The organism is Xanthomonas sp. NCPPB 2586 (assembly GCF_041475775.2).
Lineage (GTDB): Bacteria > Pseudomonadota > Gammaproteobacteria > Xanthomonadales > Xanthomonadaceae > Xanthomonas > Xanthomonas campestris.
This window is the reverse complement of sequence record NZ_CM192981.1, coordinates 1,122,072-1,138,258: the sequence shown is the minus strand read 5'-3', so window position 1 is coordinate 1,138,258 and position 16,187 is coordinate 1,122,072. Positions and strand designations below refer to the sequence as shown.

Annotated in this window: 14 protein-coding genes, 1 other RNA gene and 1 pseudogene; 13 read left to right on the top strand and 3 right to left on the bottom strand. The window is 65.6% G+C overall.

What is annotated here, in order from left to right; translation table 11 throughout:
- The first annotated feature begins 523 nt into the window (after window positions 1-523).
- The 10 genes from ACCQ09_RS04805 to ACCQ09_RS04760 all read left to right on the top strand — a co-directional run bounded on the left by ACCQ09_RS04805 (window position 524) and on the right by ACCQ09_RS04760 (window position 7,454).
- Window positions 524-1,042, top strand: a complete 519-nt coding sequence (locus ACCQ09_RS04805; protein WP_047676997.1) for an SgcJ/EcaC family oxidoreductase — start codon at window positions 524-526, stop codon at window positions 1,040-1,042.
- 218 nt (window positions 1,043-1,260) lie between these two features.
- A complete protein-coding gene (locus ACCQ09_RS04800; protein ID WP_014508785.1) occupies window positions 1,261-1,884 on the top strand; it encodes an OmpW/AlkL family protein in 624 nt (207 codons plus the stop codon).
- Between the two features lie 119 nt (window positions 1,885-2,003).
- Complete coding sequence (locus ACCQ09_RS04795; protein ID WP_011038302.1) at window positions 2,004-2,618, top strand: OmpW/AlkL family protein; 615 nt, start codon at window positions 2,004-2,006, stop codon at window positions 2,616-2,618.
- A 61-nt stretch (window positions 2,619-2,679) separates the two neighbouring features.
- Window positions 2,680-2,754: non-coding RNA, sX9 sRNA (locus ACCQ09_RS04790), on the top strand.
- Window positions 2,755-2,846: 92 nt separating this feature from the next.
- On the top strand, window positions 2,847-3,659 hold the full coding sequence (locus ACCQ09_RS04785; protein WP_040940754.1) for a S1/P1 nuclease: 813 nt from the start codon (window positions 2,847-2,849) through the stop codon (window positions 3,657-3,659).
- Between the two features lie 13 nt (window positions 3,660-3,672).
- On the top strand, window positions 3,673-4,485 hold the full coding sequence (locus tag ACCQ09_RS04780) for an MBL fold metallo-hydrolase (protein ID WP_040940753.1): 813 nt from the start codon (window positions 3,673-3,675) through the stop codon (window positions 4,483-4,485).
- A gap of 269 nt (window positions 4,486-4,754) precedes the next feature.
- Complete coding sequence (gene modA / locus ACCQ09_RS04775; protein ID WP_011269537.1) at window positions 4,755-5,531, top strand: molybdate ABC transporter substrate-binding protein; 777 nt, start codon at window positions 4,755-4,757, stop codon at window positions 5,529-5,531.
- Between the two features lie 16 nt (window positions 5,532-5,547).
- Window positions 5,548-6,234: a molybdate ABC transporter permease subunit gene (gene modB / locus ACCQ09_RS04770; protein ID WP_197708549.1), complete on the top strand. Its 687-nt coding sequence runs from the start codon at window positions 5,548-5,550 to the stop codon at window positions 6,232-6,234.
- A complete protein-coding gene (locus ACCQ09_RS04765; RefSeq protein WP_040940751.1) occupies window positions 6,234-6,848 on the top strand; it encodes a molybdenum ABC transporter ATP-binding protein in 615 nt (204 codons plus the stop codon). Before modB ends, ACCQ09_RS04765 begins: the two co-directional genes overlap by 1 nt.
- 48 nt (window positions 6,849-6,896) lie before the next feature.
- A complete protein-coding gene (locus ACCQ09_RS04760) occupies window positions 6,897-7,454 on the top strand; it encodes a flavin reductase family protein (RefSeq protein WP_040940750.1) in 558 nt (185 codons plus the stop codon).
- A 21-nt stretch (window positions 7,455-7,475) separates the two neighbouring features.
- Here the strand turns inward: ACCQ09_RS04760 and ACCQ09_RS04755 are convergent, their stop codons facing one another.
- From ACCQ09_RS04755 to ACCQ09_RS04745, 3 genes are read right to left on the bottom strand one after another with little or no spacing between them, the layout of a single operon-like run.
- Window positions 7,476-8,060: a hypothetical protein gene (locus ACCQ09_RS04755; RefSeq protein WP_040940749.1), complete on the bottom strand. Its 585-nt coding sequence runs from the start codon at window positions 8,058-8,060 to the stop codon at window positions 7,476-7,478.
- A 3-nt stretch (window positions 8,061-8,063) separates the two neighbouring features.
- Window positions 8,064-9,365 carry a TonB family protein gene (locus tag ACCQ09_RS04750; RefSeq protein ID WP_040940748.1) on the bottom strand — a complete coding sequence of 434 codons (1,302 nt, stop codon included), beginning with the start codon at window positions 9,363-9,365 and terminating at the stop codon, window positions 8,064-8,066.
- A complete protein-coding gene (locus tag ACCQ09_RS04745; protein WP_040940747.1) occupies window positions 9,355-9,720 on the bottom strand; it encodes a BlaI/MecI/CopY family transcriptional regulator in 366 nt (121 codons plus the stop codon). Before ACCQ09_RS04745 ends, ACCQ09_RS04750 begins: the two co-directional genes overlap by 11 nt.
- A 130-nt stretch (window positions 9,721-9,850) precedes the next feature.
- Between ACCQ09_RS04745 and ACCQ09_RS04740 the strand changes: the two genes are divergently transcribed.
- From ACCQ09_RS04740 to ACCQ09_RS04730, 3 genes and pseudogenes are all read left to right on the top strand, one after another.
- Window positions 9,851-11,800 (top strand): acetyl-CoA hydrolase/transferase C-terminal domain-containing protein, encoded by a 1,950-nt coding sequence (locus ACCQ09_RS04740; RefSeq protein ID WP_040940746.1) that lies wholly within the window; start codon window positions 9,851-9,853, stop codon window positions 11,798-11,800.
- 133 nt (window positions 11,801-11,933) lie between these two features.
- Window positions 11,934-13,112: a phosphatidylinositol-specific phospholipase C1-like protein gene (locus ACCQ09_RS04735; RefSeq protein ID WP_040940745.1), complete on the top strand. Its 1,179-nt coding sequence runs from the start codon at window positions 11,934-11,936 to the stop codon at window positions 13,110-13,112.
- A gap of 133 nt (window positions 13,113-13,245) precedes the next feature.
- Window positions 13,246-15,960, top strand: a pseudogene (locus ACCQ09_RS04730) (TonB-dependent receptor).
- Window positions 15,961-16,187: the final 227 nt, after the last annotated feature.

Below are 16,187 nucleotides of genomic sequence, written 5' to 3'. Positions count from 1 at the left end.
AGCTCCTGCGGCCGCGACAACGCGGCGGATGGAAAGGGGCGTTCATTCTAGCAGCGTCCCACCCCGGCGACGGTGCCCGGACAGGCGCTGCGACACACCGTTCGACCCGCGGCACATCACGCAGAACACACGCTCTGCTGGCACCGGTGCGCAGGCCGCAAGCCGTGGTCCGGCAGGCACGCGCCCAGTGCGCACCATTGCCTGACGCAGGACGACGGAACGCACCGCTGCGCCGCCAACGGACTCGGCGGGAGTGCGGGCAGCCGAGGCCAGATGGGAGCGGCAATTCCAAGTCCTTTAGTTGAGGCCGCATACCCGACGCGTCGCCACGCCCAAGCCCACCCTGCGACCGACACCCCAGAAACCGCCTGATTCGCCCCACAACCAAGACGGACGGCTCACTCCAAAATACGCCGCCCGGCATATTCACGACTATGCCGAACAGCAGAATTTCCACCCTCCGCGGATTTCGATACTGGGCTCGCCCACTGAGGCACCCCCCATCACTCAACGGAGATACCCCATGCGTCGCACCCTGTTCTCTCTGGTTCTGGCTCTGGCTGCCACCCCGGCGCTGGCTGGCGGCGTGATGCACTACACCGACAAGGCTGCGCTGCCCGCCGATGGCGAAGCGCGCGAAGTGGCCGCGCTGTTCGACACCTGGAACGCGGCCCTGGCCACCGGCAACCCGAACAAGGTGGCCGACCTGTACGCCCCGGACGGCGTGCTGCTGCCGACGGTCTCCAACGAAGTGCGCGCCTCGCGCGAGCAGATCGAAAACTACTTCGAGATGTTCCTGACCAAAAAGCCGAAGGGCGTCATCAACTACCGCACCGTGCGCCTGCTCGATGACGACAGCGCGGTGGATGCGGGTGTGTACACCTTCACGCTCACCGACAAGAACGGCAAGAAGAGCGATGTGCAGGCCCGCTACACCTTCGTGTACGAAAAGCGCGACGGCAAGTGGCTGATCATCAACCACCACAGCTCGGCCATGCCGGAAGTGGATACCGCCACCGCGTCGGTCAGCAAGACCAAGTAAGCCGGCCAGATTGACGCGGTCCGTCGCGTCATTGCCGCAGCGTTCGGCCCCCTCCCCGCCGAACGCTGCGCCCGGCGCAGGCAGCGCGCATGCCCTGCGTTTCTGCACCAGATACCCGCGCCGTCACTGCATGCGCTGCACCTGATTGATCAGGATCAAGGCAGCAACGGCGCGCACGTTCAAGACTTCACTCACTCCTACAACGACACGAGACCATCATGCGCAAGCGTTCCACTGTTCTGTTCGCAGCCCTGGCTGCCGCCTCGGTCAGCGCACCCGCACTGGCCCAATCCAAGGGTGACTGGTTGCTGGGCGTCGGCGCCCATCAGGTGGCGCCCAAGTCCGATAACGGCAGCCTGGCCGGCGGCACGCTCGACGTGGATGTCGGCACCGATATCCGCCCGACCATCACCGCCGAATACTTCATTGCCGACAACTGGGGCATCGAGGTGCTGGCGGCACTGCCATTCGAGCACGACATCAACATCCGTGGCCTGGGCCGCGTGGGCAGCACCAAGCACCTGCCGCCGGTGGTCAGCTTGCAGTACCACTTCAACAGCCAGGGCAAGGTGTCGCCATTTGTCGGCGCGGGCATCAACTACACGCGCTTTTTCAGCACCGAAACCAGCGGCGCACTGGCCGGCAATGACCTGGACCTGGATGCCTCCTGGGGCCTGGCGGCACATGCGGGCCTGGACGTGAAGATCAGCGACCGCGGCGCGTTGCGCGTGGACATGCGCTGGATCGACATCGACAGCGACGCCAGCCTCAATGGCAACCGTATCGGCACGGTCAACATCGACCCGCTGGTCTACGGCGTGGCGTACGTGCACCGGTTCTGAGGACGGCGACGCGCGTGGCGCTTCTCTGGCACACTTGACGCCCAGGGACGTGAATCCACCGCCGGAGTTGCGGACAGGTAGGTGCACGTCGACCGCCTGTCCGACTTACCGGGGATTCCATGAGCACGCTTATCCGCACCGCCCTCGCCATCGCTTTGGCCGCTTCGGCCACTCCTGCTTTTGCCCAGTCGGCCGGCCATTGGACGACCGGCTATGGCGCGGGATATGTCTCGCCCAAGTCCGAAAGCGGCGACTTCGCTGGCGTCCGCGGCGAAATCAAGGGCGCGCCCGCGCTGTCGTTCACCTACGAATATTTCCTGCGCAACAACCTCGGCATCGAGGTGCACGCCGCCGTCTCGGGCAAGCACGATCTGGAGCTTGCGGGTGTCGGCAAGGTGGGCAGCTACTGGTCGGTGCCGCCGAGCGTGCTGTTGCAGTACCACATCAACGGCTATGGCACGGTGTCGCCCTTCGTGGGCGTGGGCATCAACTACACCACCTTCCTGGGTGAAGACACAGACGAAGCGCTGGGCAGTGGCGATATCCGCTTCGACGATTCTGTGGGCGCCACCGCGCACGTGGGCGTGGACTTCATCTTCAACGAGCGCAGCGGCCTGCGTGTGGATGCACGCTGGACCGATTCGTCCAGCAACGTCGATTTCAACGGCACCCGCCTGGGCAAGGCGCAGATCGATCCGCTGACCTATGGCGTGTCGTACCTGGTCTATTTCTAAGAACAGCAATCAAAACGACTGCGCGCCCGCCGGGCGGGGGCGGCCTGTGCTCGGAATCAGCATGTACCCCCCGTACACCCCGGTTCCTCCGCGCCGTCCGCACCCACCTGACGACTGCGCGCTACGTTTTGTAGCCGCTCTAAGCCGCGCGTCGCGCAGGCCGGGTGCCTGCGCGAATGGGCAAACGCTGCAATCCGCCTTACAAATGCGACGCGTACAATTCCGGGGATGAAGACCTTCTCCCCGTTGTTGTTGACGCTCTCCGTGTGTGCAGCCGCGCTGCAGCCCACCACCGCACTGGCCTGGGGCCCGCAGGGCCACCGGCTGGTGGCGCGTGTTGCCGAAACCGAATTGACGCCGCAGGCGCGCGCGCAGGTCAGTCAGTTGCTGGCAGGCGAAGCCGACCCCAGCCTGGCCGGTGTGGCCACCTGGGCCGATGAGCTGCGCGCCAATGATCCGGATCTGGGCAAGCGCTCGGGCCCCTGGCATTACGTCAATCTCGGCGAACACGACTGCGGCTATGTGCCGCCGCGCGATTGCCCGGATGGCAACTGCGTGATCGCTGCGCTGGAACAGCAGACCGCCGTGCTGGCCGATCGCAACCAACCGTTGGCCGCACGCCGGCAAGCGCTGAAGTTCGTGGTGCATTTTGTTGGCGACATCCATCAGCCGATGCACGCCGGCTATGCGCACGACAAGGGTGGCAACGATTTCCAGCTACAGGTTGCCGGCAAGGGCAGCAATCTGCACGCGTTGTGGGACAGCGGCATGCTCAATGACCGCCACCTCAGCGACGATGCCTATCTGAAAGTGCTGCTGGCCTTGCCGGCAACCGCGCCCACCTCGCCGGCGCTGCCACCGCCGGTTGCGGCCTGGGCGCAGGCGTCGTGCCGCATCGCGATTACGCCCGGCGTGTATCCCGACACGCATGTACTGCCACCAACCTATATCGCCACCTATCGCCCGATTGCCGAGACCCAGCTGCGTGTCGCGGGGGACCGGCTGGCCGCGCTGCTCAATGCGGCGCTGCGCAGCCCCTGAGACGGAGATACCGATGCAGCCGCAGGTCCTTGCGTTCTTCCATGCCGACAGCAACACCTTTACCTACGTGGTTGCCGATACGCGCACCCGGGCGGCGGCGGTGATCGACCCGGCGCTGGACTACGCTGCCGACACCGGCGCGATCACCACACAGGCGGCGCAAGCCATTGTCGATGCCGTACAGCAGCATGGCTGGCAGGTGCAGTGGTTGTTGGAAACGCACGCACACGCCGATCATCTCAGCGCCGCGCAATGGTTGAAGCAGCACTGGCCGGACGCGCGGGTCGGAATCGGCGAAGGCATCACACAGGTCCAGCAGACGCTGGCGCCGCACTACGCGTTGCCGGCCGGGTTTCGTGCCGATGGCGCGCAGTTCGACCATCTGTTTGCCGATGACGAGCGCTTTGCGTTGGGCGCGATTGCCTGCCGCGTGATTGCAGTGCCCGGGCACACCAGCGACAGCATCGCCTACCTGATGGGCGATGCACTGTTTCCTGGCGACTCGCTGTTCATGCCGGACGCGGGCACCGCGCGCTGCGACTTCCCCGGCGGTGACGCGCGTCAACTCTATGCGTCGATCCAGCGCTTGTACGCCTTGCCGGATGCCACGCGCGTGTTCGTGTGCCATGACTACGGCCCGGGCGGGCGCGCGATTGCACACGCGACCACCATCGGCGAGCAGCGCCGCAGTAATATCCATGTGCGCGATGGTGTGGACGTGGACGCTTATGTGGCGCAACGACAAATGCGCGACGCCAGCCTGCCCGAACCCAAGTTGATGGGTCCGGCATTGCAAGCCAATCTGCAGGCGGGCTGGCGCGGCTGAGTGCAGTACGTGCGGCCTGCGCGCGATGCTTCTTTCGGGCCGGTGGTTTTCTTCTGTTCCTAAGATCGGCGAACACACGTAGCGAGCAATCGTCAGCTGGGTGCGAATGGCGCGAGGGTACATGTGGATTCCAGACGCGGCTGCATCACTGCGGCACGTCTGGCAGCACCGTTGCTGGCTCGTCCAGTGAAAGCCGCCAGCCCCCTCACGCACGCGGCGCGGCACGCCCTGCCGTTATGATCAGGGGCTTCCCCCATCCGGAGTTCCCGATGCGCATGACCGGTTTCTGGCGCCGCACCCTTTGCGCCGTGCTGCTCGCCCTGCCCGTGCTTGCCAGCGCGCAGACCGCGCCATTGACGGTGTTCGCTGCGGAGAGCCTGAAGGAATCGATGGATGAGGCCGCGGCCGCTTACGAACAAGCGACCGGCACGCCGGTCCGCGTGTCCTATGCCGCAAGTTCCGCGCTTGCGCGACAGATCGAACAAGGCGCACCGGCGGACGTGTTCTTCTCCGCCGATCTGGAATGGATGGACTATCTGCAGCAACGTGGGCAGGTGCTGCCTGCGCAACGCCGCAACCTGCTCGGCAACACCCTGGTGCTGATCGCGCCGGCAACCAGCAAGGTGCGCGTGGACCTGCGCCAGCCCGGCGCGATCGCCAAGGCATTGGGCAGTGACGGCCGCCTGGCAGTGGGCCAGACCGCGAGTGTGCCGGCCGGGAAGTACGCCGCCGCCGCGCTGCGTGCGCTGGGCCAGTGGGAGGGTGTCAGTGCGCATCTGGCCGAGTCCGAGAGCGTGCGTGCCGCGCTGATGCTGGTGTCGCGCGGTGAGGCGCCGCTGGGCATCGTGTATGGCTCCGATGCCCGCGCCGAGCCCAAGGTGCGTGTGGTCGCCACGTTCCCCGCCGACAGCCATGCCCCCATCGTCTACCCGGTGGCAGCGCTGAAAAACAGCCGCAATCCCAAGGCCGCGGCGTTCGTGCAGTGGCTGGGCAGTGCACCCGCCAAGGCGATCTTCGTGCGCCGCGGTTTTTCGCTGAAGGACTGAGGCAGTCCGCGTGGCGATGTTCACCCCGGAAGAGCTGACCGCGATTGGCCTGAGTCTCAAGGTCGCGGTCGTGGCGGCGTTGGCGAGCCTGCCGCCCGGCATCGCCTGCGGCTGGCTGCTGGCGCGGCGGCGCTTCCCGGGCAAGGCGCTGCTGGACGCGCTGCTGCACCTGCCGCTGGTGATGCCGCCGGTGGTGACCGGTTACGCGTTGCTGGTGCTGCTGGGGACGCAGGGCCCGGTCGGCAGCTGGTTGCTTGAACACCTGGGCATCCAGTTCGCGTTCCGCTGGACCGGCGCGGCGCTGGCCTGCGCGGTGATGGGCTTCCCGTTGATGGTGCGGGCGATCCGGCTGTCGATCGAAGCCACCGACCGCCGCCTGGAAGCGGCGGCCGCCACGCTCGGTGCCGGCCCCTGGCGAGTGTTCTTCAGCATCACCCTGCCGCTGGCCTGGCCGGGCCTGGTGGCCGGTGTGGTGCTGGCGTTCGCCAAGGCGTTGGGTGAGTTCGGCGCAACGATCACATTTGTGTCCAATATCCCCGGCGAAACGCAGACGCTGTCGTCGGCGATCTATGGCTTGATGCAGGTGCCCGGCATGGAATCGGGCGTGTGGCGGCTGGCCGGCGTGGCATTGGCGATCTCGCTGGCCGCGCTACTGCTCTCCGAGTGGCTGGTGCGCCGGCCGCATCCGTGCGAGGAGCTCTGATGCTGGATATCGATCTGCAGCTGCAACGTGGCCAGTTCAACCGACGCATCGTCATCCAGGACGACGAACGCGTGGTGGCGCTGGTCGGTGCATCGGGTGCGGGCAAGACCACCGTGCTCAATGCGATCGCCGGGCTGGTGCGCCCGCAGGCCGGGCATATCTGTATCGACGGGCGTTGCCTGTACGACCATCAACGCGGCGTGGATCTGCCCACTCACCGCCGGCGCATCGGTTACGTGTTTCAGGATGCGCGCCTGTTTCCACACCTGGATGTCCGCCGCAACCTGGATTACGGGCGCCACGCAGGCGCTGCGGCGCGCTTCGGTTTCGACGATGTGGTGGCCTTGCTCGGGATTGCGCCGTTGCTGCAGCGGCGCACGCGCAATCTGTCCGGTGGCGAGGCGCAACGCGTGGCAATCGGCCGCGCCTTGCTGTCGCAGCCGGCGATCCTGTTGTTCGATGAGCCGCTGTCGGCCCTGGATCAGGCACGACGCGAGGAGCTGATCCCCTACCTGCAGCGCGTGCGCGACGAAATCGGCCTGCCGATGCTGTATGTCAGCCACAACCCCGACGAAGTGCAGCGCATCGCCTCCAGCGTGCATGTGCTGGACTAGCACAGCCCACGCGCCACACGCGCGTTGGCTAGGTCACGCGGAGCACGCATGAAACGCTATCAGAAGCAGGATTTTCCCGTCGACCAGGTCCGCCGTTTTCTCGAGCCTGGGCCTGTGGTGCTGGTGAGCTCGGCGCACCGCGGCCAGCGCAACATCATGACCCTGGGATGGCACATGGTGCTGGAGTTCTCACCCTCGCTGATTGCGTGCTGCATCGCGCCCGGCAACCACAGTTTTGAACTGGTCCGTCGCAGCAAGCAATGCGTGATCAACCTACCGACGGCCGAGCTTCTGGACACCGTGGTTGCGATCGGCAACAGCAGTGGTGCGCAGATCGACAAGTTCGCGCACTTCGGGCTGACTGCAGCGGCAAGCACGCAGGTGGACGCACCGGGCATCGCCGAGTGTTATGCCAGCTTCGAGTGCCGCCTGCATGACGGGCGGCAGATCAACCGCCACAACCTGTTCGTGTGGAAAGTGGTGCACGCGCATGTGGCGCGCCCGCCCGCGGTACCCAAGACCGTGCATTACCGTGGCGATGGGCGTTTCATGCTCTCTGGCGCGGAGGTATCGCGGCGGCGCCTGTTCACACCGGAGATGCTCTAGCCGCGTTGAAGCGGCTTGCCGTCAGCGCCCGACCTTGCCGGTCTGCACACTGACCTTGCCCTGCCGGATCTCGAAGGTGAAGGCAAACGACAACGTCACCGGGACAGGCTCCTGGCGCTCGGCGCCGGTGCAATCGTCCATGTCGGCCGGCTGCGCAACACCGGGAGCGAAAGCGCACAGCGCCGCAGGCACGAACTGCCACTGCTGCACGGTCGCACGCACTTCCTGCAGCAGATCTGCGTTGGCTGGCAGCAAGCCGGCAGCGCACACGTCACGATCGGACATCGGATCGACACGCTGCACAGTGCCGCTGGCGTCGAGAATGACGTGTGCGCACACCGTGGTCGGCGGCAGGCTGGTCCGTGCGGTATCGGGCGCCAATTGGGGAGTGTCGCTACGCAATGCGCGCGGCATGCGAAACCGCTGCGTCGGCGCCAGCACATAGGCCGTGCTGGCGGCGGCACCCTCTGCCGGCGGCTGCGCCGCCAGCATGCGCTGATCCACCGAGGCTTCGCGTTGGGTCTGTTCGGCGATCTGCACGGGCCGGCTTGCGCAGCCGGTGATCGCGACGAGCATCACTGCCACAGAGACCAGAGACTGCCGCATCTGTCAGCCCTTCTTCGCGGCGCATGCAGACGCGGCGCAGCGCGCAGGCTGCGCGCCCGCTGCAGCGTGCGCATCAGTGCCTGGTGGTACAGCGACTTCGTCGGGCGGATCCAACGCAAACTGCACCGGTACCGTCACGGTGGTTGGCACCGGCCTGCCGTGCACCTTGTCGGGTACCAAGCGCCATTGCCTGGCGGCAGCGAGCACCGCGGCATCGAACACACCGGCAGGCTGGCTGCGCAGGATGACGATCTGTTGCGGCACGCCACTCGCATCCATGCGGATCTTCAATTCGACACTGCCCTCGAGCCCGGCATCCATCGCATCTTTCGGGTATCGCGGTGGCGTCAACGTTGCGTCATCCAGCGGTGGACGTGATGTTGATTCGGCGTGTGTGACGGCAGGCGTGTGCGTGGGAATCGCTGCCCACGCAGCGGCGCTGGCCAGCAGCGCCAGCAGCATCACCAAGGGCGTGTTCCACCGGCGCAGTGCTGCACCGGCCGTGCGGCCACGCGGGGCAAGCGCACGCAATGCGGCGATGCGCTGCACCAACGCATGCGGCGTGGTCCAGTGGCACACCGTCGCCGCCCCAGCGCTCCCGAAGTGGGTCTTGAGCATGGCGTCGGCATAGCGGCGACGTAACCGTGGATGCCGTGCCAGCACGCCGGCATCGCAGGCCAGCTCCTGATCCAGGCGAAACGCGCGCCACGCCAGGTGCACCAACGGATTGCACCAGCCCAGGCACAGCAACGCGGCGGCGAACAGGTTTGCCTGCAGATCGCCACGGCGCAGATGCAGCCGCTCGTGCGCCACGATCAATTGACGCTCCACGCCGCTGTAACGCGTGGCGAAGTCGGCCGGCACCACGATGCGCGGCCGCCACACACCGAGCGATGCCGGCAGGCCGCGGTCATGACCGGCCGACCACACCGCGTTGCCCTGCGCCCGGAGTGGCCCGAGGCTGCGCACAAAGTGCGACTGCCACCACCACAGCCACCCGGCCATTGCCACGGCGCCCACAAGCCAGGCAATGCCCAGCGCGCTTTCCCATCCAGGCGCGAGGACGGGCGTGCCATGCGGCTGTGGCAGGGCGCGCAACAGAGGCATCGACAACGCGGCAGTGGCGGCAGGTGGGCCGGGCACCGCCGCCGCCACGATCGCCAGCGGCACGCAGCTCCACACCGCGTACGCCGCCGGCGCGCCTAGCCACGCGCGCACCGGCCGGCGCAGCAACAGGCACACGATCACGGCAATGGTGGTCGCCACGGCAACGCGCCAGGCGAATGCACTCAGGTCAGTGAGCATCATCGAGGTCCTTGATCAGCTGTTTCAGTTCTGCCAGATCGGACGCGCTGAGTTTGCCGCGCGCGCTGAAGTGCGCCACCAGCGGCGCGACGCGGCCGCCGAATACCCGCTGCAACAGTCCTTCGCTCTGCTGCTGCACCCAGTGCTCGCGCAGCAGCACCGGCGCGTAGTGGTACTTGCGCCCATCCTTGTGCGCCGCCACCGCCCCCTTGTTGAGCAACCGGTTGAGCAAGGTCTTGATGGTGGGCTCGGCCCAGCCGGTGTGGGCCAGGGCGGCCACCACATCCTCGGCCGTGCGCGGCGCGCGCTCCCATAGCACCTGCATCACAATCGCTTCGGACTCACTGATCGCCATGCGATTACACCCGTAATTTTTCTCGATTACGCATGTAATTTCAAATCCTGTCAAGCCTGATCGGTTGGCTCGCCCGGCACACACTGCAAATCACCGGACGCACTGCATCCAGCTCGGCTACCCTGGCTGGATGACTGAACATCTGACCGATCTGAGCGTCACAGTGGCGTGGATCCTGCAACGCATCGACGGCCCGCTGCGCGTGGGCGCGCCCTTGGGCATCGGCAAACCGCATCGGCTTTTGAATGCGCTGTATGCGCACGTGGTGGACCAACCATCGCGTCCGCTTGCGCTGTACACCGCGTTGTCGCTCAATCCGCCCAAGCCGGGCAGCGGTCTGGCCGCGCGCTTTGCCGGGCCGTTTATTTCGCGGCATTTCGGCGATGACTTCCCGCGCCTGGCCTATGTCGATGCCATGCTGCGCGATGCCTTGCCCGCGCATGTGCAGGTGGAAGAGTTCTACATGCAGTCCGGCGGGCTGCTGCACTCCACCCAGGCGCAGGCCGACTACACCAGCCTCAATTACACCCATGCCGCTGCTGCGGTGGCGCAGCGCGCGCCGAACCTGATCGTGCAGAAAGTTGCACGCGAACCCGGTGGCACGCGGTTGTCGCTGTCGTGCAACAACGACATCACCCAGGACACGCTGGATGCGGTCGCCGCACTTGGCTTGCCACGTCCGCTACTGGTGGCCGAAGTGGATGCGGAGCTGCCGTGGATCGGCGGCACTGCGGCTGTGGATGCATCGTTCTTCGACCTGGTGCTGGAGATACCCGGCCCGTCACCGCGACTGTTCGGGCTGCCCCGCCAGCCGGTCACCAGCATCGATTACGCCATCGGCCTGTATGCGAGCACGCTGGTTCGCGATGGCGGCACGTTGCAGATCGGCATCGGCACGCTCGCCGATGCACTCAGCCACGCGCTGGTGTTGCGACATACCGACAACGCCACCTACCGGCGCGTGTTGCAGGCGTTGGATCCAACGCTGACATCGCATCCGTCAGTGCAGGCCAGCGGCGGCCTGGAGCCCTTTACGATCGGCCTGTACGGCTGCAGCGAAATGCTCAACGAAGGCTTCAAACAGCTGGTGGACAGCGGTGTGATCCGGCGCAAGGTCCATGACGATCTGGGCTTGATGCAGCGCCTGGCCGACGGCACCGCCGACGCTGCCGATGCAGCGCGATTGGCGGACGAAGGCGAATTCCTGCATGGCGCGTTCTATCTTGGCTCGCCGGCGTTCTACGCCTGGCTGCGCGCGCTGGACCCACAGCTGCGCGGTGCGATTGGCATGCGCCGCATCAGCGAGATCAACCAGCTCTACGGCGGCAATGAAGCGCTGGAGCGGCTGCAACGCCGCGATGCGCGTTTCTTCAACTCGTGCATGATGGCCACCGCCCTGGGCGCGGCGGTCTCCGACGGCCTGGAAGATGGGCGCGTGGTCTCCGGCGTGGGCGGGCAGTACAACTTTGTGGCGATGGCGCACGCCCTGCCGCAGGCACGCAGCGTCTTGATGTTGCGTGCCACCCGCGCGTCGGGCAAGGACGCTGCCAGTAACGTGCGCTGGAACTACGGGCACACCACCATCCCGCGCCATCTGCGCGATCTCTACATCACCGAATACGGCATCGCCGATCTGCGCCACAAGACCGACCAGGACTGCGTGCTGGAAATGGCTGGTATCTGCGATGCGCGCTTTCAGACCGCGTTACTTGCCCAGGCAAGGCAGTCACGCAAACTGCGGGACGTTCCTGAGCAGGCCGCACGCGCGCAGCGCAACACGCCGCAGGCGCTGGAAGCGGCGTTGGCTCCGTTCCGCCGCGATGGCAGCCTGCCTGACTACCCACTCGGCAGCGACTTCACCGACACCGAGCAACGCCTGTTGCCGGCGCTTGGCTGGCTCAAAAGCGCCACCACCGGAAAGACCGCAGCACTAGCGACACTGATGCGCGCGCTGCTGTCGCGCGCTGCAGGTGATGCCGCCTGCCTGCAGCGCATGAACCTGGCCACACCGCGCAGCCTGGGCGACCGAGTGCAGGCCAAGCTCCTGGCCTATGCGCTACAGCAGACCAGGCAGCAGTGATGACGCAGCCCTGACAGTGCGACTGCATCGACGCTGGCCGTGTGACCGCTGACGCAAGACGGACACACGGTGGAAAGCATTGCGTCAAGCGCGACCGGGATGATGGCGACCACCTTCTTTCCGGCACCGCTGCATGCACCCTTTTCATGATGCGTTTTCTGCCCCGAATGCAGGCAATGACACAGAAGCGAAGCGGTTGCCCGCAAAGCGAAGAATCAGGCTGAAAACAGCCGTGCTTGGCGTGTTACTGCTCGCCAGCGTGGCGGCGCAGGCAGAGCCGCGGCTCACCGATCTGCAGTACATCGGAAGCCATAACAGTTACCACGCCGGCTTCGCACCCAGCGAAGCAACGTTGTTGAAGCAACACGATCCCGCTGCGTTCGCGACGCTGGACTATCGCCATCCGCCATTGACACAACAGTTGGACGACGGCGTCAGGCAACTGGAGCTGGATGTGTTTGCCGATGCGCACGGCGGGCGCTATGCGCATCCGGCGATCGTGGAACAAATCGCCAAGGCCGGGCTGCCACCGGCACCGGCCAGCGCACCCGCCGGCGTCATGAACAAGCCCGGCTTCAAGGTGTTGCATGTGCAGGACGTGGACCAGCGCAGTACCTGTCAGCCACTGATTGCCTGCCTACAGGAAGTGCGCGCGTGGTCGCAGCAACATCCGGGACATCTGCCGATCTTCATCCTGCTGGAAACCAAGCAGTCACCGGTGCAGCTGTCGTTTCCCACGGTGCAGCCGGAACCTTTCGATCGCAAAGCCATGGATGCGCTGGATGCCGAACTGCGCTCGGTCTTCCGCCCGGGTGAGTACGTGAGCCCGGATACTGTCCGCGGCACTGCACGCACCCTCAACGCCGCGGTGCTGGCGCACGGTTGGCCAGCATTGCGTGCCACGCGCGGCAAGGTGGTGTTCCTGCTCGATCAACGCGCGGCCGGCGCCAGCTATCTGCCGGGGCACCCGTCGCTGCGCGGCCGCGTGTGCTTCACCAACGCCGAGCCCGGGCAGGACGACGCCGCGTTTACCGAACGCAACGACGGCCCCGCCGAGGACATCACCCGCCTGGTGCAAGCCGGCTACCTGGTCCGCACACGCACCGATGCCGATCTGAAAGAGCCTGCACGTGGCGACACCCGCCGCCGCGACGCCATGCTGGCCAGCGCGGCGCAATTGCTCAGCACGGACTTCCCTGCGCACGAGCCGGCCAGCAACGGCTATGTGGTGCGCTTCGATGGCGATGCGGTTGCGCGCTGCGCACCGCAGCTGCCGCGCGCGCACTGCGAGGGTGTCGATCTCACCCACTGACCGGCGCTGCCTGCCCGGCAGCAGTACCGCAGTGGCATGGCATCGGTCGCAATGGACAGCGTCAGCGATGCATCGCCTGTGCCCGCGTGATCGGGCCGGGCGCCCTCTCGTTTTCCACCTTGTGAGCTACCGCATGCAGCATCCCCGTTCCGCCCACCGCCTGACCTGCGCCATTGCGCTGGCACTGTCCGCACCCGTGTTCGCCGAGGCGCCTGCACCCAGCACCACGACCCTGGATGCGGTCACCGTGCAGGCCAAGCACGTCGCCACACCCGGCTCGTTCGACGAGCAACGGTTGTCCAGCAGCGTCAACAGCGTGATGCGCAAACAGCAGATCGATGCCATTCCCTCGGGCGGCATTGCCGATGTGGTGGCGCACATGCCAGGGTTGTCCGCGTATAGCGACATGCACCTGGGCCAGGCCACCACCGGCGAGAATGCGTATGTGAGCATTCGTGGCATGGATGCCAGCTACAACGCCTACACGCTCAACGGTGTCGGCATGCCGGAGACCGACTCTTCAACGCGCGCGATCTCGTTGAACATGCTGGCGCCGTTCGGCATCCAGTCCGTCCAGGTGTCCAAATCGCCCACCCCGGACATGCCGGGCGATTCGATCGGTGGTGCGATCGACATGCGCACGCCCAATGCCTTCGACTTCGATCGCGACCTCTACGCCAAGACCACCGCGCAAGGCCAATTCAACGCGCTGGCCTCCACGCTGGGCGGCAAGGACAGCGGCGGTACGCTGCAGCAGGAACTGGCCTGGAAATTTGGCGATGGCCATGCGTTCGGTGTTTACGCATCCGCCTACTACGGCAAGAACAACAACATGGCGCAGGCGCCTGCGCCCAACAGCAAATACGTGCCTGCCGATCCGGCGCTGGCCAATGCGACCGACCTGCGTACTGCCGGGCCTTTGATCAGCACCCGCTATAAGTACAGCCTCTACACCAGCCAGATCGAACGCTACGGCGGCAATCTCTCGCTCGACTGGCAGGGCGACACCAGTGCGCTCTACGCACGTGCCATCTACGGCAGCTACGGCGTCACCGGCCAGCAGGACCAGTCCAGCGCGCGCCTGGAAACCTATCGCAACCAACCCACTGCCGTACGTGGCGGCTACTTCAACACGCACGACATCGACGAGACACTGGCAACCTTGCAACTGGGCGGCAAGACCACGCTGGATCGCCTGCATGTGGATTACGGCGCCTCTGTCGGGCGCGGCACCCGCAGTCGCCCGGATTACGTGTCGGCGAGCCTGTACGGCTTTACCCCGGGCAGCTTCGCCTTCGATCTGAGCGACCCGACGTATCCAAGCATCGGCCCCAGCGCCGCTGCGTTGAAAGCGTTCTTCTACGACCTGGACGCGCCGCTGCTGTGGAAGGTGCAGGGCCATGATGCCGGCAGCCACGACAACCGCGTCAACGCACACACCGATATCGCCTACTAGGTCGATGGCGACCTGCTGGACAGCGTCAAACTGGGCCTGTCTGCCGACCACGCCGACCGCGGTGCCTACGACCATCCGTTCTTCCACAAGGATGGCAACTTCGTCACCAACGGCCCGTACTTCGGTGGCCCCAATTATGCGTTTCCCATGGCCGGTGGCCCGCCGCTGAGCGCTATCCCCGGGCGCATTACCGGCAACGCCTTCAACGGCCACTACGCCGGGCCGTTCAAGCTGCTGGACCGCAACTGGATGCTGGCCCAAGCGCTGCCCTACAAGTACCTCAACGACCCCACCGGCGCCGGTGTCTACACCGCCAACGATTACAACGCCAACACCACCGCCAGCACCGAAGCAATCTATTCCGGCTATGCGATGGCGGCGCTGCACATCGGCTCGGTGAGCGTGCTGCCCGGTGTGCGCTACGAACTGACTCGCTACGCGGCAGATTCCTGGCAATCGCGTGGCGATGGCAGCACCGGCGAGTTTGTCGGGACAGGCAGCACCTATGGCCAGGTTCTACCCGGCATCAGCATCAATTACCGGCCTGACGACCTCACCGTGTATCGCGCCTCGCTGCGGCGCAGTTTCAGCCGGCCGGCATTCGGGCTGATTTCCGGCGAAACCGTGTATTCGATCGACGACACCCAGACCGTGGTCGGCATCTCCAAACCCAATCCCGATCTGCAACCGAGCAAGGCAGACAACGCCGACCTGTCTGCCGAGTTCTACGACCATGACGGCGGCGTGCTCAGTGCATCCACCTACTACAAACGCATCACCGGTTTCATCTACACCTCGCAGTCGGCGACCAGCAACGACAACACGCTCGGCGGGCTGGTGCCGACCGGCACCACTTTCGAGAACGGCGTACCGGTGACCATGCCGCAGAACGGCGGCACCGCCACGCTCTACGGCCTGGAACTGGCGGCAAGCAAACGGCTGCTGGCATTGCCCGGCATCTGGAGCCACTTCGGCATCAATGCCAATCTCACCCTGCAGCACAGCGCAGCCGACAGCAAACGGGCGGATCAACCGGAAAAGACCTGGTTGCCGCGCGCGCCGGAGCGCATCTACAACCTGGATCTGTTTTACGACGACAGCCATCTGCGTACCGACCTGAGTTACAACTACACCGGCCTGCAATTGCTGGGGCTGACCACCGATCGGCTCAACTACTATCTGCAGCCGGTGAAGTCGCTGGATTTCAACGCCACCTATCACCTGCCCCACCATGTCGATGTGGGCGTGTCGGCGAAGAACCTGCTCAATGCGGCAACGTTCTACGAAACGCAGGGCACATCGAAACGCTACATGGCCTACGACCCCGGTGCCGACGGCGCCTACGTGCAGACCGGGCGGGCGTACATGCTGACGGTGGGATACACCTATTGACCAAGCGGCGATAGGAAGACGCAGCGCCGGTCTTCCCGTCTTTGTGCGGGCCGTGGCCACGGCAATGGTCTGCGTGGAAATGTAGAGCTGCGCCGCCGCGCGTCGCATGTGCATGCCACTGATCGCGGCAATCAACCTGAGCGCGCGTTGTTTGGCGGCAGTGCTTAGGCAACTGGCGCATTGCCGCACGCGCGCGTCACCGGCCTCAGTGGTTTATGGCAGTTACT

Bases quoted from the DNA above. Each gene is read 5' to 3' on its own strand.
- ACCQ09_RS04740 (WP_040940746.1), top strand. From the start codon at position 9,851: ATGACTGAACATCTGACCGATCTGAGCGTCACAGTGGCGTGGATCCTG.
- ACCQ09_RS04765 (WP_040940751.1), top strand. From the start codon at position 6,234: ATGCTGGATATCGATCTGCAGCTGCAACGTGGCCAGTTCAACCGACGC.
- ACCQ09_RS04735 (WP_040940745.1), top strand. From the start codon at position 11,934: ATGCACCCTTTTCATGATGCGTTTTCTGCCCCGAATGCAGGCAATGAC.
- ACCQ09_RS04800 (WP_014508785.1), top strand. From the start codon at position 1,261: ATGCGCAAGCGTTCCACTGTTCTGTTCGCAGCCCTGGCTGCCGCCTCG.
- ACCQ09_RS04795 (WP_011038302.1), top strand. From the start codon at position 2,004: ATGAGCACGCTTATCCGCACCGCCCTCGCCATCGCTTTGGCCGCTTCG.
- modB (WP_197708549.1), top strand. From the start codon at position 5,548: ATGTTCACCCCGGAAGAGCTGACCGCGATTGGCCTGAGTCTCAAGGTC.
- modA (WP_011269537.1), top strand. From the start codon at position 4,755: ATGCGCATGACCGGTTTCTGGCGCCGCACCCTTTGCGCCGTGCTGCTC.
- ACCQ09_RS04780 (WP_040940753.1), top strand. From the start codon at position 3,673: ATGCAGCCGCAGGTCCTTGCGTTCTTCCATGCCGACAGCAACACCTTT.
- ACCQ09_RS04760 (WP_040940750.1), top strand. From the start codon at position 6,897: ATGAAACGCTATCAGAAGCAGGATTTTCCCGTCGACCAGGTCCGCCGT.
- ACCQ09_RS04745 (WP_040940747.1), bottom strand. From the start codon at position 9,720: ATGGCGATCAGTGAGTCCGAAGCGATTGTGATGCAGGTGCTATGGGAG.
- ACCQ09_RS04785 (WP_040940754.1), top strand. From the start codon at position 2,847: ATGAAGACCTTCTCCCCGTTGTTGTTGACGCTCTCCGTGTGTGCAGCC.
- ACCQ09_RS04755 (WP_040940749.1), bottom strand. From the start codon at position 8,060: ATGCGGCAGTCTCTGGTCTCTGTGGCAGTGATGCTCGTCGCGATCACC.
- ACCQ09_RS04805 (WP_047676997.1), top strand. From the start codon at position 524: ATGCGTCGCACCCTGTTCTCTCTGGTTCTGGCTCTGGCTGCCACCCCG.
- ACCQ09_RS04750 (WP_040940748.1), bottom strand. From the start codon at position 9,365: ATGCTCACTGACCTGAGTGCATTCGCCTGGCGCGTTGCCGTGGCGACC.